General features: G+C 55.1%; 23 protein-coding genes and 1 other RNA gene. 13 read left to right on the top strand and 11 right to left on the bottom strand.

Annotated elements, in window-relative coordinates:
* Positions 1 to 42: 42 nt before the first annotated feature.
* Positions 43 to 1599 (top strand): 2-isopropylmalate synthase, encoded by a 1557-nt coding sequence (locus FJ695_RS13915; protein ID WP_141186015.1) that lies wholly within the window; start codon positions 43 to 45, stop codon positions 1597 to 1599.
* An 81-nt stretch (positions 1600 to 1680) separates the two neighbouring features.
* Here FJ695_RS13915 and FJ695_RS13910 read toward each other — a convergent pair whose 3' ends face one another.
* Together FJ695_RS13910 and miaA are read right to left on the bottom strand one after the other, a co-directional pair.
* A complete protein-coding gene (locus FJ695_RS13910; RefSeq protein WP_209010653.1) occupies positions 1681 to 2217 on the bottom strand; it encodes a GNAT family N-acetyltransferase in 537 nt (178 codons plus the stop codon).
* 202 nt (positions 2218 to 2419) lie between these two features.
* Positions 2420 to 3379, bottom strand: a complete 960-nt coding sequence (gene miaA, locus FJ695_RS13905; protein ID WP_141186014.1) for a tRNA (adenosine(37)-N6)-dimethylallyltransferase MiaA — start codon at positions 3377 to 3379, stop codon at positions 2420 to 2422.
* Here miaA and serB point away from each other — a divergent pair.
* On the top strand, positions 3378 to 4268 hold the full coding sequence (gene serB / locus FJ695_RS13900; protein WP_141186013.1) for a phosphoserine phosphatase SerB: 891 nt from the start codon (positions 3378 to 3380) through the stop codon (positions 4266 to 4268). The two genes, miaA and serB, sit on opposite strands and share 2 nt — an antisense overlap.
* Positions 4269 to 4339: 71 nt before the next feature.
* On the opposite strand, the gene FJ695_RS13895 is transcribed toward serB, so the two are convergent.
* From FJ695_RS13895 to FJ695_RS13870, 6 genes are all read right to left on the bottom strand, one after another.
* The gene (locus FJ695_RS13895; protein ID WP_168206369.1) at positions 4340 to 5836 is read right to left on the bottom strand and encodes a Do family serine endopeptidase; all 1497 of its coding nucleotides are present in this window, start codon (positions 5834 to 5836) and stop codon (positions 4340 to 4342) included.
* A gap of 131 nt (positions 5837 to 5967) precedes the next feature.
* Entirely contained in the window at positions 5968 to 6153 is a 186-nt protein-coding gene (locus FJ695_RS13890) for a DUF2065 domain-containing protein (protein ID WP_141186012.1), read from the bottom strand.
* On the bottom strand, positions 6150 to 7082 hold the full coding sequence (gene hflC, locus FJ695_RS13885; RefSeq protein ID WP_141186011.1) for a protease modulator HflC: 933 nt from the start codon (positions 7080 to 7082) through the stop codon (positions 6150 to 6152). Before hflC ends, FJ695_RS13890 begins: the two co-directional genes overlap by 4 nt.
* A gap of 2 nt (positions 7083 to 7084) precedes the next feature.
* Positions 7085 to 8272, bottom strand: a complete 1188-nt coding sequence (gene hflK, locus FJ695_RS13880; protein ID WP_141186010.1) for an FtsH protease activity modulator HflK — start codon at positions 8270 to 8272, stop codon at positions 7085 to 7087.
* Between the two features lie 215 nt (positions 8273 to 8487).
* Positions 8488 to 8955 carry a GNAT family N-acetyltransferase gene (locus FJ695_RS13875; protein WP_141186009.1) on the bottom strand — a complete coding sequence of 156 codons (468 nt, stop codon included), beginning with the start codon at positions 8953 to 8955 and terminating at the stop codon, positions 8488 to 8490.
* 33 nt (positions 8956 to 8988) lie between these two features.
* Positions 8989 to 9483, bottom strand: a complete 495-nt coding sequence (locus tag FJ695_RS13870) for a dihydrofolate reductase (protein ID WP_141186008.1) — start codon at positions 9481 to 9483, stop codon at positions 8989 to 8991.
* A 164-nt stretch (positions 9484 to 9647) separates the two neighbouring features.
* On the opposite strand from FJ695_RS13870, the gene FJ695_RS13865 reads away from it, so the two are divergent.
* Genes FJ695_RS13865 through FJ695_RS13855 form a run of 3 tightly spaced genes read left to right on the top strand, consistent with a single transcriptional unit; the run spans position 9648 to position 12118 of the window.
* Positions 9648 to 10016, top strand: a complete 369-nt coding sequence (locus FJ695_RS13865; protein WP_141186007.1) for a TfoX/Sxy family protein — start codon at positions 9648 to 9650, stop codon at positions 10014 to 10016.
* Positions 10013 to 10699, top strand: a complete 687-nt coding sequence (locus FJ695_RS13860; RefSeq protein WP_141186006.1) for a TIGR02453 family protein — start codon at positions 10013 to 10015, stop codon at positions 10697 to 10699. The genes FJ695_RS13865 and FJ695_RS13860 overlap by 4 nt, the downstream gene beginning before the upstream one ends.
* A gap of 60 nt (positions 10700 to 10759) precedes the next feature.
* On the top strand, positions 10760 to 12118 hold the full coding sequence (locus FJ695_RS13855; protein WP_141186005.1) for a GH1 family beta-glucosidase: 1359 nt from the start codon (positions 10760 to 10762) through the stop codon (positions 12116 to 12118).
* A gap of 20 nt (positions 12119 to 12138) precedes the next feature.
* Here the strand turns inward: FJ695_RS13855 and FJ695_RS13850 are convergent, their stop codons facing one another.
* On the bottom strand, positions 12139 to 13212 hold the full coding sequence (locus FJ695_RS13850) for a serine hydrolase (protein ID WP_141186004.1): 1074 nt from the start codon (positions 13210 to 13212) through the stop codon (positions 12139 to 12141).
* Between the two features lie 227 nt (positions 13213 to 13439).
* On the opposite strand from FJ695_RS13850, the gene FJ695_RS13845 reads away from it, so the two are divergent.
* Entirely contained in the window at positions 13440 to 14825 is a 1386-nt protein-coding gene (locus FJ695_RS13845; RefSeq protein WP_141186003.1) for a multicopper oxidase family protein, read from the top strand.
* Positions 14826 to 15179: 354 nt separating this feature from the next.
* Complete coding sequence (locus FJ695_RS13840) at positions 15180 to 15560, top strand: VOC family protein (RefSeq protein ID WP_141186002.1); 381 nt, start codon at positions 15180 to 15182, stop codon at positions 15558 to 15560.
* Between the two features lie 13 nt (positions 15561 to 15573).
* Here the strand turns inward: FJ695_RS13840 and FJ695_RS13835 are convergent, their stop codons facing one another.
* The gene (locus tag FJ695_RS13835) at positions 15574 to 16452 is read right to left on the bottom strand and encodes a LysR family transcriptional regulator (RefSeq protein WP_141186001.1); all 879 of its coding nucleotides are present in this window, start codon (positions 16450 to 16452) and stop codon (positions 15574 to 15576) included.
* A 96-nt stretch (positions 16453 to 16548) separates the two neighbouring features.
* Between FJ695_RS13835 and FJ695_RS13830 the strand changes: the two genes are divergently transcribed.
* Both FJ695_RS13830 and FJ695_RS13825 read left to right on the top strand, forming a co-directional pair.
* The gene (locus FJ695_RS13830; RefSeq protein WP_168206368.1) at positions 16549 to 17019 is read left to right on the top strand and encodes a cytochrome c; all 471 of its coding nucleotides are present in this window, start codon (positions 16549 to 16551) and stop codon (positions 17017 to 17019) included.
* A gap of 173 nt (positions 17020 to 17192) precedes the next feature.
* On the top strand, positions 17193 to 17693 hold the full coding sequence (locus FJ695_RS13825) for a luciferase family protein (RefSeq protein WP_209011043.1): 501 nt from the start codon (positions 17193 to 17195) through the stop codon (positions 17691 to 17693).
* A gap of 61 nt (positions 17694 to 17754) precedes the next feature.
* Here the strand turns inward: FJ695_RS13825 and FJ695_RS13820 are convergent, their stop codons facing one another.
* A complete protein-coding gene (locus tag FJ695_RS13820; protein ID WP_141185999.1) occupies positions 17755 to 18561 on the bottom strand; it encodes a thymidylate synthase in 807 nt (268 codons plus the stop codon).
* A 157-nt stretch (positions 18562 to 18718) separates the two neighbouring features.
* Here FJ695_RS13820 and ssrA point away from each other — a divergent pair.
* From ssrA to FJ695_RS13800, 4 genes are all read left to right on the top strand, one after another.
* Positions 18719 to 19088: a transfer-messenger RNA gene (gene ssrA, locus FJ695_RS13815) on the top strand.
* Positions 19089 to 19248: 160 nt separating this feature from the next.
* Positions 19249 to 19821, top strand: coding sequence for an SspB family protein (locus tag FJ695_RS13810; RefSeq protein WP_141185998.1), 573 nt, complete (start codon positions 19249 to 19251; stop codon positions 19819 to 19821).
* 16 nt (positions 19822 to 19837) lie between these two features.
* Positions 19838 to 20047 carry a DUF4169 family protein gene (locus FJ695_RS13805; protein WP_141185997.1) on the top strand — a complete coding sequence of 70 codons (210 nt, stop codon included), beginning with the start codon at positions 19838 to 19840 and terminating at the stop codon, positions 20045 to 20047.
* Positions 20048 to 20053: 6 nt separating this feature from the next.
* The gene (locus tag FJ695_RS13800) at positions 20054 to 20272 is read left to right on the top strand and encodes a ribbon-helix-helix domain-containing protein (RefSeq protein ID WP_141185996.1); all 219 of its coding nucleotides are present in this window, start codon (positions 20054 to 20056) and stop codon (positions 20270 to 20272) included.
* The last annotated feature ends 32 nt before the right edge of the window (positions 20273 to 20304 follow it).

The raw sequence follows: 20304 nt of genomic DNA, 5'->3' as shown, positions 1-20304 counted from the left end.
GTGACCTAAATACGGCCCGATCCAGCTAAGGGACGAAACATCATGACTGCCACCTCTGAGAAGGACCAGATCCGGATCTTCGACACCACCTTGCGTGACGGCGAACAATCTCCAGGCGCGTCCATGACCCTGGAAGAAAAACTGCAGATCGCCGAGATCCTGGATGATATGGGCGTCGACATCATTGAGGCAGGCTTCCCGATCGCCTCCAATGGCGACTTCGAAGCCGTCAAGGAAATCGCCAAGCGCTCGAAAAACTCGGTCATTGCCGGTCTGGCCCGCGCCATTCACGCAGACATCGACCGCTGCGGTGAAGCCGTCAAATATGCCGGCAAAGGCCGGATCCATACATTTGTCTCCACGTCTCCCATTCATTTGCAGTTTCAGATGAACAAGAACCAGGAACAGGTTCTGGAGATCATCACCGATACGGTGACCCGCTCCCGCAATCTGATTGATGACGTGGAATGGTCGGCAATGGACGCCACCCGCACCCCGATCGACTATCTGTGCCGCTGCGTGGAAGCTGCCATCAAATGCGGAGCGACCACGATCAACCTGCCGGACACTGTCGGTTACGCAACGCCGGATGAATACAAGGCGATGTTCGAGCAGATCATCGAGCGTGTGCCAAACTCCGATCAGGCCATCTTCTCTGTTCACTGCCACGACGACTTAGGCTTGGCGGTTGCCAACTCCCTGGCCGGTGTGGCTGGCGGAGCGCGTCAGGTTGAGTGCACCATCAATGGCTTGGGTGAACGCGCCGGCAACGCCTCCCTGGAAGAGATTGTCATGGCGGTCCGTACCCGCGGCGACATCCTGCCATATGAAACACAGATTGATCCGCAGTACCTGGTGCGCGCATCCAAACTGGTGGCCGGCGCCTCTGGGTTCGCTGTCCAATACAACAAGGCCATCGTTGGCAAAAACGCCTTTGCCCATGAGAGCGGCATTCACCAGGACGGCATGCTGAAAAACGCCGAAACCTACGAAATCATGCGTCCGGAAGATGTTGGCGTCAAAGCCACCTCCCTGGTTATGGGCAAGCACTCCGGCCGTCATGCCTTCCGTGACAAGCTGCGAGAATTGGGTTTTGAGCTGGGTGACAACGCCTTGCAAGATGCTTTCCGCCGGTTCAAGGATCTGGCTGACCGCAAAAAACATGTTTATGACGAAGACATCGAAGCTTTGGTCGAGGATGAAATCAACATCCTGGGCGAAAGCACCAAGGTCATTGCCTTGACGGTGATTGCCGGCACCGGCGGTCCGCAGAAAGCAATCCTGACCATGGATGTGGACGGCCAGCATATTACCAAGGAAGCGACCGGCGACGGCCCAGTCGATGCGACCTTTAATGCGATCAAGGGAATCGTGCCGCACGAAGCCACCTTGTCCCTCTACCAGGTCCACGCAGTAACCGAAGGCACTGACGCACAAGCGGAAGTCTCTGTCCGCTTGGAGGCCGACGGCCGAATTGCTACCGGCAAAGGCGCAGACACAGACACGCTGGTCGCCTCAGCGCGCGCCTATGTGTCGGCGATGAACAAACTGGCCCAGCGGCGCCAGGCAGCAAATCCGGGAGCCTTGCAAGCGGTCTAAGCGCTAGCGGTTTCCAACCTGACAAAAAGAGCGGCGCCTTGAGTGCCGCTCTTTTCGTTGATGCGCCTGAAGGTGGGTGGGTCAGGCACTCATCAAATAGGTCTGCATCGACGGGCTCAACATCTGGAACACATCAGCCTGCATCCCGCCAATCAATTTGCTTTCCCGGTGATAGAACCCGGTCTCCAGCACGACTTCCCGCATATCGCGGTTATCGACACGGACGGCCGCAACCAAATGGGAAAAGTAGGTTTTTTTGAAGAACCATTCCGTCAGAGCTTTGCAAAGGCGACGTGGCAGATCAGTATTGTCGCCTCCAGCCTTGGAAAGACAATAACTCAGGCAGATCTCAGACGTTTCCGCCAGCGGCGCAAACCCCGCCCAGCCTAAGAACTTTCCGTCTTCAGCCTCAACTTTCCATCTGGATACGCCAAGATCTTCCTGGTTTTTAAGTGCAGTATGAACGAGCTTCTCAGCTTCATCTGATTGACAGGCGCAGTCGCCATCCGAACAGCGATTGCCATAAGCATCCGCATGAAGGGTTTTCACCGGTCCGATGTCTGACAAGGACAAGGGAACCAGCCGCACGGAATCGTTTTCGAGAAATATCGTCTGCACTCTATCCTCCCCGACGCCAGCCTCTACACATCCAAAGATAATGGTTCTTGGGCCCCGTTCGTTCTGCTGCGGACGTTGTAACCCTGAATTGTGCCAATGAGATGGCAGCCGAAAGTATAATAACAAATTACCATTGAAAATATTCGTATTTACAACAGGTTAATTTGAAACATTCATTGCATTGCACAAACTTCTGGTTTCATCACTCAGTCAAGAAATCCACTACGACTGCATCCGCATCAATTTCCCGTGACGGGTCAAGTCGTTGCCAGTCTGGCATTTGATTACGAAACCAGGTTTCCTGGCGTTTCGCGTATTGCCGCGTCGCAACAATTAAGCGGTATTCGGTTTCCACATTGTCTTGTTTGCCTGTTAAAAAGGCTCCGATCTCCTTAACCCCTATCGCGCGCATTGCCGGGAGTTTATACGACAACTTTTGCGCGAGTAACACTTTAACTTCCCGGATGCCGTCTTCGCTCAGCATCAATTTTGACCGTTTGGCAATCCGTTCATGAAGCCAATTCCGCGGCGGTGCGAGAACCAAACACAAGCAATCCGCAGCCTGTAAAACCGGAGATGACTGCTGCTCTTTCTGCCAACGGGTCAAAGGCTGACCGGTCGCCAGAATGACTTCCAGAGCACGGGCAAGGCGCTGCGGATCATTCAGCGTTTCCGCGGCCTGTTCATCGCCTGCCGCAACCAGTGCTTCTTTCAAAGCCGGCACACCCTCTGCATCGGCGAGCAGACGGGCTTGTTCCCGAACAGCGTCTGGAATTTCAGGGAGTTCTGCAAACCCTTCGGTTAGCGCTTTGAAATAAAGCCCCGTTCCGCCAACGAGCACCGGCACCTGACCTGCAGACCAGATCGTTTCCAACTCCGCCGACATCCGGCGCAGCCATGCCCCCGTCGAAAAGGCTTCTGATGAGGGCAGCACACCATAAAGCCGGTGTGGCACTTCGGTTTCTTCCTCAATAGACGGGCGGGCGCTGACAAGGCGCAAATCTTCATAAAGCTGCATGGAATCGGCATTAACGACGACACCATCGACCCGTTTTGCCAATTCAATTGCCAAGGCCGACTTGCCGCTTGCTGTTGGGCCCGCTATCAGGATGGCGCGTTTGCCGTGACCACTGTTCGGCCCTGTTTCAAAGGAAATGCCCATGTCCCTCGTTGCTACTCTAGTATCTACCCCGACCGCCCCTGCCGTTGGAGAGGATCTGGTTCAACGGGCGGCAGAGGCCCTCGGCTCCGATAGTCCGCCAACAATACTCAATCCCGGCATTGCTGCCGATATCCTCTTCCAGGGGGAAAATGCAAGTGCCGCGGATACAAAGCTGCGGGAGCTTATCGGCTCTGCCCCAGTGGATGTGTTCGTCCAGTCTCAAGAAAACCGGCGGAAAAAGCTTCTTATTGCCGACATGGATTCCACCATGATCCGGCAAGAATGTATTGATGAACTGGCGGCTGAACTCGGGCTCAAGGATAAAATCTCGGAAATCACGGAACGGGCAATGCGGGGCGAAATCGACTTCGAACCCGCCTTGCGCGAGCGTGTTGGCCTGTTGAAGGGTCTTCCCCTGTCAGCTATCGACAGCGTCTTGAGCAATCGCATTACCCTGATGCCCGGCGGCCGCACCTTGGTACAGACCATGAAGGCAAATGGTGCGTACTGTGCTCTTGTCTCGGGCGGCTTCACCCATTTCACCGGAACGGTCGCGGCCATGATTGGCTTTGACGAAAACCAGGCAAATATTCTTCTAGAAGACGACGGCAAACTCTCCGGCAAGGTTGCCGAACCCATTTTGGGACGAGACGCCAAGCGCGTGCGTTTAGAGGCTCTGGTCGCCGAAAAGGGCCTTGGGTTCGATGAAACAATAGCCGTTGGGGATGGCGCCAATGATCTTGCCATGATCGAGCGCTCCGGTGCGGGAATGGCCTATCGGGCAAAACCCGCTGTTGCAGAAGCCGCTGACTTCCGCATCGACCACGGCGACCTCACCGCCCTGCTCTATTTCCAGGGGTACGCAGAAACAGACTTCATACTGAGCTGATTTTCATACTCTGGTTAGACAAAAAAGGGCGCCACGAGGCGCCCTTTCTATAGGTATGTTGAAGATCGGAGCTAGTTGTCTTCGATCCGAACCGGGACAAAACGGACATCGCCCGTCGGATTGGACAGAAGCAAAAGCGCAGACCGTCTGCCGTCTTCTTTCAGCTTCTTGATTTCCGCTTCCACATCCGCAGGGGTCGATACTGCTTCCTGGGCGACTTCCTTAATGACATCACCAGCAGTCACACGTTTTTCTTCGGCGGATGAACCAGCTTCCACCTCGGTCACAACAACACCCGTGACATCGTCTTCGATCGAGAACTGCTTACGCAGCTCATCATCGAGTTCGGCCAATGTCATGCCAAGCACTTTGCTGGTTTCAGCCGGTTCATCTTCCTTTTTCTCTGCCGGTGCACTGGCTTCAGTCACTTGCTTTTCTTCCAGACGCTCCAGGGTCACGCGGATGGTAACTTCCTTGCCCTTGCGCAAAACAACAATATCAACTTCCTTGCCAATGGCGGTTTCGGCGACCATCCGCGGCAGCTCGCGCATTGCTTCGACCGTTTTGCCGTCGAATTTGACGATAACGTCGCCCGCTTCGATCTCGCCTTTCGCGGCCGGACCATCTTCTGTCACGCCGGCAACAAGTGCGCCAAGGGCCTCATCCATACCAAGGCTTTCGGCAATTTCGTCGGTGACTTCCTGAATGCGCACACCGAGCCAGCCGCGGCGGGTTTCCCCAAATTCGCGCAACTGATCGATCACGCGGATTGCAGTCTTCGCCGGAATTGCAAAGCCAATCCCGATCGACCCACCAGAAGGTGAGATGATCGCAGTATTGATCCCGATCACATTGCCGTCCATATCGAACAACGGGCCACCGGAGTTGCCGCGGTTGATGGATGCATCGGTCTGAATAAAGTTGTCATATGGTCCGGCGTTGATGTCGCGGTTACGTGCTGAAACGATCCCGACAGTAACGGTACCACCAAGACCGAAGGGGTTGCCAATGGCCATCACCCAGTCGCCAACACGAATGCCGTCAGAATCGCCAAAATTGACATCCTGCAGCGGCGTTTCCGGTGTCACCTTGAGAACGGCAATATCTGTTTTCTCATCGGTACCAATCACTTCCGCACGTAATTTGGTGCCATCGTTGAAGTTGGCAGTGACTTCATCCGCGCCTTCAATGACGTGATTGTTTGTGATGATGATGCCGGCCTTGCCGTCCAGGACGAAACCAGAACCCAAGGACTGCACCCGGCGTGGTTGCTGATCGTCATCCCGGTTTTGCCGGTTGAAGAATTCTTCGAAGAACTCCTGAAATGGCGACCCTTCCGGAACTTGCGGCATCGGCACTGAGCGTTGCCCCTGAACCGTTTGTGCGGTCGAAATATTGACCACCGCATCAGCCAGCTCTTCAGCAAGATCTGCTACGGTTTCAGGTCCTTTGCCATCGTGGGCGTAGCCAGGCTGCACCGGCTGAAGTGCAATCATGCCGCCCAGCATCAAAACAGCTGTGGCGGACGCAATTCTTGGCATGCCTCGGCTAAATAACTTCAGAGCCATAGGGCTTTCTCCTCCATACCAGTCGTATCGACTGTCGTGAGAGCGCAAACTAGACTGGGCGGAACCCAGGGCTTGCCATACAATATAGAACGGGCGGGAGGTTTTTGCGCCTCCCGCCCCTAAACTTTTCGCTATCCGCGGATGATCCACACAAGAAATACGCCTAATGCGGCCGCTCCGAGCCCAACGGCCCGTAAGATCTGGTCTGGTGTTTCAAGGGCACTGCGCATGACATTTTTCATGCCACCGGGTGCAATTGCATAAAGCACCCCTTCCAACACCAGGACCAATCCAAGGGCCGTCAGCAATTCACTCATTGTGCGGCGAGCGAAGGCGACCCTGTTGCACCTCCGGATCCGCCAGCACCGTTTCCGCCTGCCGGAGCGTTTACACCCATCGGATCCTTGAAGAAGCGGAAGAAGCTTGAATCAGGTGACAAGACCAGGCTCGTGTCACCAGCTTGCAATCCAGCTTCGTAGGCCTGCATCGACCGGTAGAAGGCAAAGAACTCCGGATCGGCGCCAAATGCCTCGGCGAAGATCTTGTTCCGCTCCGCATCACCATCACCGCGGATAATTTCCGCGTCCCGGTTGGCTTCCGCAACCAGAACCGTCACATCACGGTCGGCACGGGACCGGATCCTGCGGGATTGCTCCTCACCCTGGGCCCGGATTTCCGTTGCTTCCCGCTGACGTTCCGTCTGCATACGGGCATAAATCGCCTGCGAGTTGGCCGCCGGCAAATCCGCACGGCGGATCTTCACGTCGATCACCTCAATGCCAAGTTCAGCCGCATTGGCACTAACGTCCCGGCGGATGTTTTCCATCAGACCGGAGCGGTCATCGCGAACAACAGCCACGAAAGAAGCCTTAGCAAGTTCAGAACGGAGCGACGACTGCAGGAACGTGGACAGACGCTGGTTGGCGACACGCACGTTGTTCACACGCTGATAGAACAGCACCGGATTGGAAATCCGATAACGGGCAAAAGCGTCCACGACGAGACGTTTCTTATCTGCCGCAATAATTTCCTGCGGGCTCATGTTCAGATCCAAAATACGCTTATCGAGATAAACGACATTCTGAACGAACGGATACTTCAGATAAGGGCCCGGGTCTTGAATGACACGGTCGACACGGCCGAGCTGCAAGATCAGGGCTTGCTGGGTCGGATTTACAATGTAGATCGACGTATAGGCCAGGAATGCCAAGGCAACGATCAGGAAACCTAAAATTCCGCTACGCATGATCAGTTTCCTCCCGTCCGGGTGGACTGGCGTCCGTTGAGGTCATTGAGCGGCAGGAACGGCAGTACGCCGGAGCCCGAAGATTCGCTGTCGATGATAATTTTGTTGTTGTCACCCAAGACTTTCTCCAGGGTTTCCAGGTACAGACGCTCGCGGGTCACGTCCGGTGCGTTTTTGTACTCTTCATAGATCTTTGTGAAACGCTGCGATTGACCGGTTGCTTCAGCAATCGCCTGTTCCTGGTAGGCGTTTGCCCGTTCCAGAATGCGGGCGGCCTCACCGCGGGCTTCCGGAACCATCCGGTTGGCATAGGCTTGCGCTTCGTTTTCGATACGCACCTGGTCGGCGCGCGCAGCCTGAACATCGCGGAACGCGTCGATGACCTGTGCGGGCGGATCCACCTTCTGCATCTGCACTTCAGTGATCTCAATCCCGGCCCGGTACGAATCTAGCGTTGTCTGCATCAGACTTGCCACATCATTCTGAATGGTTACGCGGTTCTGCGTCAGAATGGAATCGATGTTGGATTCGCCGACAACCTCGCGCATTGCGCTTTCCGAAACGGCTTTCACTGTGCCTTCAGGGTTCTGGATGTTGAACAGGTAATTGGTGATACCTTCTTTAGTGTTCTTGATCCGCCACTGAACCTTGAAACCAACATCGACGATGTTTTCATCGCCGGTCAGCATCAGGCTTTCTTCAGGGACATCGCGTGAGCGCACCGCACCGGAATTGGTGAAGAGTTCTTCAACCCCGACGGTGGTTTCGCGCTGTTGCTCGACCTGCGGCTTGTAAACTTCGCCGATTGGATACGGCCAATTGTAGTGAAAGCCGGTGCCGGTCTGGTCGGTGACCTTACCAAGAACAAGCTCAACGCCAACCTCACCGCGGCCTTCGTCGACGATGTAGACGCCGGTTGCAAGCCAGCCCAGAACACCAAGGCCAATGACAATCAAAATGCCGAGGATGCCAAGGCCGCCGCCGCCGCCGCCGGGAAGGACGGTTTTCATACGGTCTTGGGTGCGTTTCAGGAGTTCTTCCAGGTCAGGCGGATTGCCACCACCGCCCCTGTTAGGGCCACCGCCCCAAGGACCGTTGTTGTTTCCTCCGCCGCCGCCCCATGGACCGCCGCCGTTATTTCCGCCACCCTTCCAGGGGCCTCCGCCACCTGACTGATTGCTCCAAGGCATCAAGTTTTCCTTCTGTGAACTCCACCCCCGGTAAATGGGGCTGGATATGGGCTTTTGCCCGTTCTGACTCATTGTAGGTTATAGGGAGGTTACCGCCCGCTTTCAACGCACGGCCTAAGGTTCCACTCCCTTTGATTAATTCATTTTTCTGCAGCGCAATGTGTATAAAGGCCAACCTTGCTCAGCACAGCCTTTAACTGCATCTGCGCTCATGCCTATTGGGTCCCCCCAGGCGTTGCGACCATATCGATATGGGGAATGTCGTCTTCCAGGTAAACCTCAGAAATCTTTGAGAACCCCAAGGATTTATAGAATTTCTCCAAATGCGCCTGTGCGGATAGATGAATATCTGCTGCCGGCGCCAACTGCCGTGCCCGGTCCATCCCTGCCAGCATCAGATCCCGGCCAAGACCCAAACCACGATGCGTTTGTGCCACGACGACCCGTCCGATGCGGATTTCTTTATCGCTTGCGGAAAACAAACGGATTGCGCCGGCAAGTGCGCCGGTCTCCGTATCTCGCATAAAAAAATGCTCCGTTTCGGGATCCTTGCCGTCGATTTCTGGAAAAAGACAGTCTTGTTCCAACATAAAAACATCCTGGCGCAGTTTTAAAAGATCATGCACGTCCCGGGCACTGAGATTGTCGAAACTGTTCCACTTACCAATAAGCTTGCTGCTCACACATCACTCCATAAAGTCGGGCCTCTTCAGGGCTTATGTCCGCCGATACGTGACATAGGCAAAGCCAGCCGTGTCCTTTTCAGTCTGTTGACCGGCAACCCGTTCCGTTTCCTGCCAGATACCCTTGTCAATTTCTGGAAACTTTGTGTCGCCCGAGGGATTTGCATCGACTTCTGTGATTTCCAGCCGGTCGGCCAGCGGCATTGCCTGCGCATAAATCTGGCCGCCGCCAATGATAGCAATTTCAGCAGCAGATGTTTCCGCCGCAATTTCCTTTGCGCGCTCTATCGCACTTTCCAGGGATTGCGCGGCCTCGGCGCCTTCCGGCGCGTACTCCGCATCCCTCGAGATCACGATATGAGGGCGTCCGGGCAGGGGTTTGCCACCAAAGGACAGGAATGTTTTGCGGCCCATGATTACCGGTTTGCCGAGTGTCAAAGCCTTGAAGCGCTTCAGGTCGGATGACAAGCGCCAGGGCATATCATTGTCTGCACCGATGATCCCGTTTTTGGCAACGGCGGCGATCATGAAGATTTCCGGCAATGCAGGCTCTCCGTTCCATTTGCTTTTGTCTCACCGGCTCCTAGCATGAGACTGACCAGAAAAACGAGTGAGATTTTTTGGTTTCTTTCTGTCGGGCCGGTGCATCCAGCTCCGTCTTTACCAAGACACTCTATTTAAGGAACAGCACTATGCCCGAGTTGATGGAAGAGGTTTTGATCGAGCGGACCGGAGATCTGATCCCGGAACAGAATGTGGAACGCAAACGCATGTTCGGCGCCACGTGCTTTATGGTCAACGGCAACATGCTGGTCTGCGCTTCGAAAAACGGACTGATGGCCCGGGTGGGAAAAGACCAAGAAGCCGACGCACTCGCCAAACCCTACGCGTCTCTTTGCCGGCCCACTGGGCGGCCCATGCCCGGTTTTATTGAAATTGCCTTTGAAGGTGTCCAATCGGATGAAGATCTTAAAGGCTGGATCGATATGGCCCGTACTTACGTCTGCACTCTGCCAGCTAAAGTGGCTAAGGCCAAAAAGAGCAAGGCAACCGCATCATGAGCCGTGAACCCGCGTTCTTTTCTGCTGAGAGCTTCGACTTTCTCGAAGATCTTGCAAAAAACAACACCAAGGATTGGTTTGCCGACAACAAAGCGACCTATGAAAGCGTCCTGAAAAAGCCGTCGGCGGCTCTGCGGGAGGATCTGGAGCAGCACTTCACCGGCTTAACCGGCCAGAAATTCAGTTCAAAGCTGTTCCGGATTAATCGGGATCTCCGCTTCTCGAAAGACAAGACGCCCTATAACACCCATGTCCGGATAGCGTTCTGGCCAAAGGATGGCGCCTTCGAAGGAAAGCAGGCTCAGCCACCCAGTTTTTTCCTGTCCATAGAAACAAACGAAATTCGCCTTGGTGCCGGGTCGATGCAGTTCGCCAAACCAGTGCTGGAGCGGTATCTCACGGAGTTGGAAACCGGCCTTGGCAAAGACCTAAACGGAATTCTTACCGCACTTTCAAGCGATGGGTTTGAGGTATCCGGGCCGGATCTCGTCAAACCACCACGTGGATTTCCGAAAGACAGCGATTATGCGGACCTGTCCCGGCACAAAGGCCTCACCGCCTGGACAACCATTTCTGAGACCGAAGTTGTCATCGGCACCAGCGCTGCCGGCCGCCTCATCGACCGCATAAGGCCGGCATTACCGCTTTGGAGAAGATTATCAGAGATTCACGGAATTCCTTGATTCAAAGCGCTTTGGATACTATAGCCTAGAGACCCTATACCGGTTTAATGCGAGACCCTCATGACCTCACCCAAGGCTCTGTCCGCGCGCTTTCCCAAGGATTTCCAGTTCGGTGTGGCAACGGCCGCCTATCAGATTGAAGGTGCCGCCAGTGACGATGGACGCAAGCCCAGCATATGGGATGCGTTTTCCAAAATGCCGGGCCGGGTCTACCAAGGTCATTCCGGTGATATCGCCTGCGACCATTATCACCGCTGGGAAGACGACCTGGATCTGATCAAATCCCTTGGCGTTGATGCATACCGCTTTTCAATCGCCTGGCCACGCATTCTGCCCGAAGGCCGCGGTGTGGTGAATGAAAAAGGTCTCGATTTTTATGACCGCTTGATTGATGGTCTCGTTGAACGCGGCCTTAAGGTCTATCCGACCCTCTATCATTGGGATCTGCCTTTGGCGCTGATGGGCGATGGCGGCTGGACGGCCCGGTCCACGGCGGATGCCTTGGCGGACTATGCAGAGATCGTCGTCAAACGGCTTGGTGACCGGATGGATGCGCTTGCAACCATCAACGAGCCTTGGTGCGCCGGCCATTTGAGCCATCTGTATGGCGTTCACGCCCCGGGCGAGAAAAGCACCGACGCCTTTGCCGTCAGCGTGCATGTGCTCAATCTGGCGCATGGCAAAGCCGTTCAGGCCGCCCGGTCCGCCCGTGCGGATCTGCCGATAGGCCTCGTCCTGAACGCATATTCAATCTATCCGGCATCCGAGACTGACGAAGACAAAGCCGCCGCAGAGCGAGCGTTCCTGTTTCACAACGACATTTACATGTCACCGGTCTTCAACGGCCGCTACCACCCAGACATTCTGGATGCGATTGGCGATAAGATGCCGATTGAAGACGGTGATCTTGAGATCATCAACCAGCCGCTTGATTGGTGGGGCCTGAATTACTACACGCCCTGGCGGATCGCCGCAGATCCGGACATGTGTGCCGATTACCCGCAGGCCATTCAAATCCCGCCCAATGGCAACACGGAAAAAACCGATATCGGCTGGGAGGTTGATGAGAACGGTCTTTCCGATCTTTTGAAAGATCTCTACAGCCGTTATGCCCTGCCGCCCTGTTACATCACGGAAAACGGCGCCTGTTACAACGATGAACCGATGGGCGGTGAAGTTAAAGATGACCGGCGCATTGATTATCTGGAAAAGCACCTATCGGCGACAGCAAACGCGATCAACGATGGGATCCCGGTCAAAGGTTATTTCTTGTGGAGCCTGATGGACAATTTCGAGTGGGCTGAAGGCTACCGCATGCGGTTCGGGATCGTTCACGTCGACTATGACAGCCAGATCCGCACTCTGAAAGACAGCGCACACTGGTACCGGGATCTGGCCGAAAACCACAAAACCAAATGAGAGATGCGAGCGCGGCGGCCTTACCGTAGTTTGAGATTGGCCAAAATAATCTCGCTCCAAACGCGTGCCGGTGTGATCCAAGCGTCCCAATTATTGTAGTGACCCGAATAGATTACCGCGGTCACATCGGCCTCCGGGCTCACAAACAAACGCTGCCCCCCATTGCCGAACCCGGCAGCCCAGGACACCGTGCCGCTCGCCGTTTGAACCGGCGCTTTGCCCAGCCACCACAGATAGCCGTAATTGACGCCTTGATCGGTTGCGGCTTTGAAAGAAAGGGAGGCATCAATCCACTCGGCTGAGACGATCCGTGTCCCGTTCCGCTCTCCCTTGTTGAGGACCAATCGGCCGATTTTCAAAAGATCAGAGGCCTTGAGCCGCAAACCAGACGCAGCGGAGGCAACCCCGTCCCGGCCAGCGGACCATTCAAATTCTTCAATATCCAAGGGATCAAACAGGACCTCGCGCGCAAACTCGGGCAAGGTTTTTCCTGTCCCCCGTTGAAGAATCTCACCGATGAGAGCGACAGCTCCGCCGCTGTAAATCCAACGTTTTCCAGGCTCCTCGATGAGCGGCCGGTCCAAGACAAAACGGAATCGGTCTTCTGCAAATTCCATCGCCAATTCGCTGTTTTTCGTGCTGGTGTAAGGAACCGTTTCATCCCACTCCATGCCAAGCGTCATGGTCAACGCATGTTCAATCGTGCGTTTCTGCCGGTCCGGGTCATCGGCAAGGTCTTCGTACTCAGGAAATTGCGCTAGGATTGGCGTATCTAGCGATGGAACCAGCTCCTTGTCCAATGCGATCCCGTAGAGAAGGCCGACAATGCTTTTTGTGACCGACCTCAGATCGTGCAAAGTGTCCGGGCTGAAGGAAACTGTTCCAAGAGGCCTGCCCCAGTTTTCGTCCTCGCCTTCGCCATAGCTCTCCAGAACGACATCCCCACCTCGCTCGGCAAGAACCACATGCAAATGCCGCAACAGCCCAGCTTCGACACCGGCCTGAAGTTTTTCACCAACTCTGGGATCAAACCCTTGTTTTTTGGCGGCAGAACTGTGCGGTGAAAGCGATACCACAGATTGAGAAAACGACATATTCAAAGAACCAATCAGGATTACGGGCGCCAAAAGAACAGCGAAAAACCATCCAACAGACGGCAGAGATGTATGACCCGGGAGGAAACCGGTCTTGACCTTCCAGCAGCCGGAAGGCTCAAGTTGTGTGTCTCTTGTTTCAGATAAGTGGACCATGATCTGATACACTCAGATTGTGGGGTTTTCTCCTCAGTAGAACATCGCCGTCCTAAGTACCAGGAGACTGTATGAACCGAAGACATTTCCTCAAGACAGCGGTTGCCAGCTTAGCCTCCACAAGTTTGCCGCGATTTGCAATGGCAAAAACTGGAGACGGCACCTTCCAGCTGGAAGCAGTCAAAGGCAAAGGCCGGCTCTACGGCGACGAAGGCGGGCTTTCTGATCTCTGGCTTTTCAATGGCCAGCTGCCCGGTCCGGAAATCCGTGTCAAACGCGGCGAGTGGGTGAAGATTCGGTTTAAAAACAGCCTGGAGGAGCCAACGTCCGTTCATTGGCACGGCATCCGCATCAACAATGCCATGGATGGTGTTTCTGGGCTGACGCAACCAGCCGTTCAGCCTGGCGAAACGTTTGATTATGAATTCGTCGTGCCGGATGCCGGGACCTATTGGTACCATGCCCATCATATGAGCTGGAACCAGGTTCCGCGTGGCCTAGCCGGGCCTCTGATCGTTGAAGAAGACGAACAAACTTTCGAATCGGATACGGACATCACCCTCGCCCTGTCGGACTGGCGTCTTGATGACAACGGCGTGCTTGATACGGCAAGCTTCGGGGCTATGCATGATTTTTCCCATGCCGGCCGGCTCGGCAACTGGCTCACCATCAATGGCCAGAACATGCCGGAAATCCCGGTACAAAAAGGCCGCTGGCACCGGCTGCGTCTGATCAACATGTCCGCATCGCGCATCCTGGATTTGGCGCCATCCCGGTTTGGAGCTCAACTGATCGGTCTCGACGGGCAGGTCTTTGATTCCCCAAGAGAGGTGGATGGCACCATTCAACTTGCCCCAGCTCAGCGCATGGACCTCATCATGCGGCCAGAGGGGGACGGCCCGGTCCCGTTTGAAACGATGACCGGACAGCCCTACACCTTCGCCAATTTCACAATTTCCAAAGAGGCTAATAACGACGACCTGTTACGCCTGCCCAAAGCCAACGCCTTGCCGGAACCGGATCTGGAGAATGCGCGCAGTTTTCCGCTGGTGATGGCGGGTGGCGCCATGGGCCGCATGCAATCAGCGACAAAAAACGGTCAGGAGCTCTCCATGCGCGAGCTGGCCCAGGCCGGAGATTTCTGGGCCTTCAATGGTCAAGCAGGCATGGGCGAGAAACCGTTCTTTTCAGCCAAACGCGGCGAAACCATCATCCTGGAAAGCACCAACGATACAGCCTTCCCGCATGCGATCCATCTGCATGGCCATCATTTCCGGGTTCTGGAGCGCAACGGCAAGAAGCTTGAAAATCCAGACTGGCGCGACACGTTCACCACCCAGCGCGGCGAAACGGTCAAAATCGCCTTTGTCACCGACAATCCCGGCAAGTGGCTCATCCACTGTCATATGCTCGGCCACGCAGCCTCCGGCATGATGGACTGGTTTGAGGTTGCGTGAAGAACTGGGCTGTGTGCAAGCCCGCGAATTTTGGTTGCCGCGGACAGTAATACCATTGACCGGCAAACTGGAGAGCACCGATGGCCGATAAACGGGTTGTTTTGGAGATCTAAACACAGTCAGTTAGTGACCTTCGATGCTTTTACATCGCCCTGTTCGACGAGCCATGGGGCGTCAGGCGCTTTTTCCAGTTCGAACCAGCTGGAGAGCTCCCATATGTTCTGTTTCATCCAGACTGACAGTGCTGGCGATGGTGATCGTATTGGACACCCAAGAAGCCGTATTTGCGGTTTGCTTATTTGCTGACTATAGGCCAGCCTTGTCCGTCTCAGATAAAGCTGAGGTCATCTGCCGATGTCCCTGAAATCCATCAAATCAGTCGATTACGTTGTTATTGTCTGCCGCGACCTTGAGAGAGCGCGGGATTTTTATTCACGCGTTCTCGGATTTCAAATTGAGTATGAGCGTGATGATTGGATCAGGTTCCAAGTGGGGCCCGTATCACTGACACTTCGTCCCGAATCCGGGCTCTTTTCTAGGCGGGAATTGACCGGGCCAGCTTTACAGCTGGCATTCGAGGTTCCGCTCAAGGATCTCGACCAGTGCTTCCAAGAGTTAGAATCTCACGGAGCGGCCATCATTGCCCCCCCCAAAGATCAAACCTGGGGTCATCGGACGCTTTATTTCACAGATCCAGAAGGGAACATTCTGGAGATTTACGCGGAGATCGATTAGTGGCTTAGAGCTCTTAGCTACCCAATTGCTCATCCGCCTTGATCGCCCCGGCAAAGAAGCTCAAGAGCGTTTCGATGTTGGGTTGGCGCCTGAAATCCTTATGGGTTGCCACCCAGACACCGGTTTTTGGTCCGGGTGGCATTCTGTTCACCGCGACAAGTCCCTCAGTTTGCCGGCCGATAAAATCGGGAAGCATTGTCACCCCAAGTCCTCGGGCCGCCATGCTGGCCAACGCCAGAAAGCTATCGGCAGAAAACTCAAAACTCGTCTGCGCATTGGCGAACAGCCATTCGCCAGCGGTCGATCGGGCAAAATGCGGCGCGACTCCCAACCACCTTAAATCCCCAGCTGGAAGACCTGCGACCTCTTTCAGATAGTCGGGCGCCCCATAAACGCAGAACTCAATGGAACCTGCGCGGATGCCGCTGAGATCCGGCGGCATTTCTCCTCCTGGCCTGATCAATATTTCGGCGCCGGATAAGGACATGTCGATTGGATTGTTTGAAACCACGACCTCAATATTGATGCTGGAATGAGCGGCGCGGAGCTGCTCCAGATAACCCGGAATAAGCAGACACGCGATGGAATCCGTTGTGGCCAGTCGAAAGCTCCCTTCAATGCCTTTGGACGTGAGCGCCAGACTTCTCATTATCCGGGCAGATGCCTGGTCCATTAACTTGAGTGAAGCCAGAAGCGCCCGGCCTTCCGGAAGCAGCCGGTAGCCGTCATTTCTGCGCTCAAACAGTTTGATTTCATAAGCAGCTTCAAGCAGAGCGATCCGCCGTAACACAGTTGCATGATTCACGCCGAGTGCGCGCGAGGCAGCTGACAATGATCCATGCTCGATGACTGCATGGACATACTGAAGATCATCCCAATGAACCTTGTGCATCAGCGCACAGCCTCCTGGCCATTTTTTCCAAATTTACCGGAAAATATAATCATGACAGATTTCAGATGTTCAATACTGCACAGCTTGGAGTGCTCAATGAAATACATTTTAAAGCTGACATGTTCTCTCGCGATCATGGCTGTGATCGGACTAGGCTCCGCATTCGCAGACGGAAAATTCGACAACGCCATCAAGGCCCGCAAGGCACTTATGTCCTTATATGCCTGGAACCTTGGGCAACTCGGTGCCATGGCAAAAGGAGACGCCGAATACAATCCGGAGGCTGCAAAAACTGCGGCCGATAATATCTTAAGCCTGGCGACCTTAAACCTCGGCTCGGCTTGGCCTCAAGGATCTGACAGCACAGCGCTCCCTGGTGCCACCAGGGCAAAGGCAGAAGCTTGGACGACGTATCCTGAGAGCGCCAACATTCACAAATCCCTTGTGACAGCCGCGACCACGATGGCAGACGTTGCCGGGTCTGGCTTGGATCAGGTCCGCGCCAACATCGGCGCCGTCGGTGGAGCCTGCAGCGCCTGCCACAAGAAGTTTCGCGAGACCGAATAACAATAGCCGCACACGGCCCCATCCGACCTCTTACGTGAAGGTGCTCTTCGAAACTTTGTGGCTTTACCGTCGATCAGTCGCAGTTCAATCAGCAGGCTGATCGGCGGAACGTTTTATTCCAGTCTCATGATTGAGGGCACATGGCGATCCGAAGACAACGATTTGCAAGTATCATGGTAGCACTGGCAATTGCCGCCAGCACTACCCGGGCTTTTGCAGCTGACTTGCCCCAACGCGATGGCCCCGGCGCCAGAACAACGAACAAAGTCCCACATATTCAAATCGGTGCAGAATTGGTCCCGGAGCTCTCAGACCAACTTGTGCGCCAAGCAGCCACACTCCCCGGGGTGGAAATTCGCAAAACAGTGATTTCCCTTCCCGGTGCAAAGGGGTTTTGGATATCAGAGCAAATCGAACTTGCGCATCCGGAAGCCATTGTCGGTGGCCGGGAATTTGCGCACATACATCCGGATGGAAGCTTGCATATTTCTCTTTCGCCGGACCGGGCTAAAGAAGCGGTCGAAGCAGGTTGGGCCGATTTCCACCCATGGTCTCACCGTCCAGGATGGGCTGGATTTGTCCTGCTCTATACACCGCGCTCTTCTGAGGAAGCCGATGTGGTGCTGCAACTCATTTTCGATGGCTATGAATATGTGACGGGCAGAAAACTCTAAGTCTGCTTCAGCTGAGGCGATCAAACGCCATCAGGTGCCAGGTTCTGATGGAGCCCACGAACTAAACCGCAATCGGCGCAGGGATGTGCGGGTGTGGATCATAACCGGTCAGCTCAAAATCTTCGTATTTGAAGGCAAAGAGATCAGTGACGGCCGGGTTCATCTTCATCTGCGGCAGGGTACGCGGGGTCCGGGTCAGCTGCTCGCGCGCCTGGTCGAAATGGTTGGCATAAAGATGGGCATCGCCGAGCGTGTGCACAAAGTCGCCGGGCTTTAGGCCGGTGACCTGCGCGATCATCATGGTGAGCAGCGCATAAGACGCGATGTTGAACGGAACACCAAGGAAAACATCCGCGGAACGCTGATAGAGCTGGCAGGAGAGTTTGCCGTCAGCAACATAAAACTGGAACAGCGCGTGGCAGGGCGGCAGCGCCATTTCATCGACCAGAGCCGGGTTCCAGGCCGACACGATCAACCGCCGGCTTTCCGGGCTTTTGCGGATCATCTCCAGGACATTTGCGATCTGATCAATCGACTCGCCACTTCCGTCTTTGGAGGGCGCAGGCCAGGACCGCCATTGATAGCCGTAAACCGGGCCGAGATCACCATTCTCATCCGCCCAATCGTCCCAGATCTTGACGCCGTTTTCCTTCAGATAGGCGATGTTCGTGTCGCCGGCGATAAACCACAAGAGCTCATGGATGATGGAGCGCAGATGCAGTTTCTTGGTGGTGACCAGCGGAAACCCTTCGGACAGATCAAACCGCATCTGGTGGCCGAAGATCGAGCGGGTGCCGGTTCCAGTCCGGTCGCCACGGTCAACGCCCTCATCAAGGATTTTTGCCAAGAGATCCAGATACTGCTGCACGATGTGCGCCCTTTTCCGCTGTCAGTCACGTTGTTCTAACTTGGCAGATTCTGGCAAAAACGCATCCCCTCCCCCGGACTTTCCCCAGCTCCGGCCACAGAACCGGTCGTCTGCCTGTGGATGATCTTAGCCGGCCAAGGGGCCTCATACTTTGAAAGCCCTTTCAATTCAGACCAAAAGTGCCTATATCAACAGTGCTGGTTCGCCAGCTATGGCAATAAACTGTCAGTGTAATAAACCTATCGGACCCGGGGGCGGTACCCGGCGCCTCCACCCAAGCCCATGAGGCTTAGCTCTTGAAATCTCATGGGTTTCGGCGGGGGCGAAATAGGATCGACGAGGGCGTAAAGACTGTGCTTTTGCTCGGCATTGTACCACCGTTATCGGGCTAATTCAGTAGTTGCAAATGACAACACTGCTATGGACAACGCTGTAGCTGCGTAATGCGGTTCCGGTAGTCCACTAAGTCCTGTTGGTTAGCCCCTTCAGGCGGGGTTCGGAGGCACCTGGCAACAGAAGCCTTCACTGAATTCACCCTCCGACAGTTTCTCGGAAAGTTAGCCAAGTTAGAACGTCGCGGCGGCTGCCAAAATCCGCTATCCTTGGATAAGGGCCTTTCGGCTTTGAACCTGACCCGCTGATGTGCTTTTCTGAGATGAGATTCCAAGCGAGATTCGACTGAACACGATGTCTGAAGACCTGTTGCGATACGATATTCTGATCCAGGACGCCCTGCGTGGTGCCGTCAAGAAAATCCTTGCGGAGGTCGGCCGCACCGGGCTTCCCGGCGATCACCATTTTTACATCGCCTTTGAGACCACAGCCCCCGGCGTGAAAATCTCGCAGCGGCTGAAAGAACGTTATCCGCAGGAGATGACAATCGTTCTGCAGCACCAGTTCTGGGACCTGGCCATTGGCGAACACGCCTTTGAAGTTGGCCTGTCCTTTGGCGGTGTTCCGGAAAAGCTACTCGTGCCCTTCTCTGCCATCAAAGGCTTCTTTGACCCGTCCGTTCAGTTCGCCCTGGAGTTCGATCCGGGCAAAACAGCGGAAGAGCTGCCGGAAGATCTCCTGGAAGCCGTTGAAGAACTGGCCAAGGCCGAGCAGGAAACCGCGGAAAAAGTCATCAAGGCAGACAACAAGCAGGACGACGACGCGGCTGCTGCCGAGGACAAATCAGAAAAGTCTGAAGCCAGCTCCGAAGACGGCGATGGCGGCGGCGAGGTTGTCTCCCTAGACGCATTCCGCAAAAAGACCTGAATTTCAGGACAATGTCATGAGCGCCGAGATCGTCAATCTGCGCCAGGCGCGCAAACAAAAACAGCGGCAGGACAAGGAAAAGACTGCCTCTGACAACCGCCAGAAATACGGCCGCAGCAAAGCCGAGCGCGATGCCGCCCGCCGGCGCCGGGAGGCGCTGGAAAAGCAAGTCGACGGTCATCTTCTAGACAAGGCTGAAACCAGCCGCGACCCCGGCGACGACTGACAAAAAATGGCGCTTCACAAAAGATCCGTCTCCCTGCACGGCCACCGCACCAGCGTGGCCCTGGAACCGGAATTCTGGGAAGTGATTGACGGCGCAGTAGTTTCCGAAAAACGCTCCCTCGCCAGCATGATCGCAGAAATTGACGACACCAGAGACCCGGATGATCCGCTGTCGTCTGCCATCCGGGTATGGGTGTTGAAGCGGGCGCAATCATCTCGCCCCTAAACGCTATGACGAGTGCCAAATAGGTGTCGGGA

Origin of the sequence: Labrenzia sp. PHM005 (assembly GCF_006517275.1) — a bacterium.
Lineage (GTDB): Bacteria > Pseudomonadota > Alphaproteobacteria > Rhizobiales > Stappiaceae > Roseibium.
This window is presented reverse-complemented; position numbering and strand designations above follow the sequence as displayed.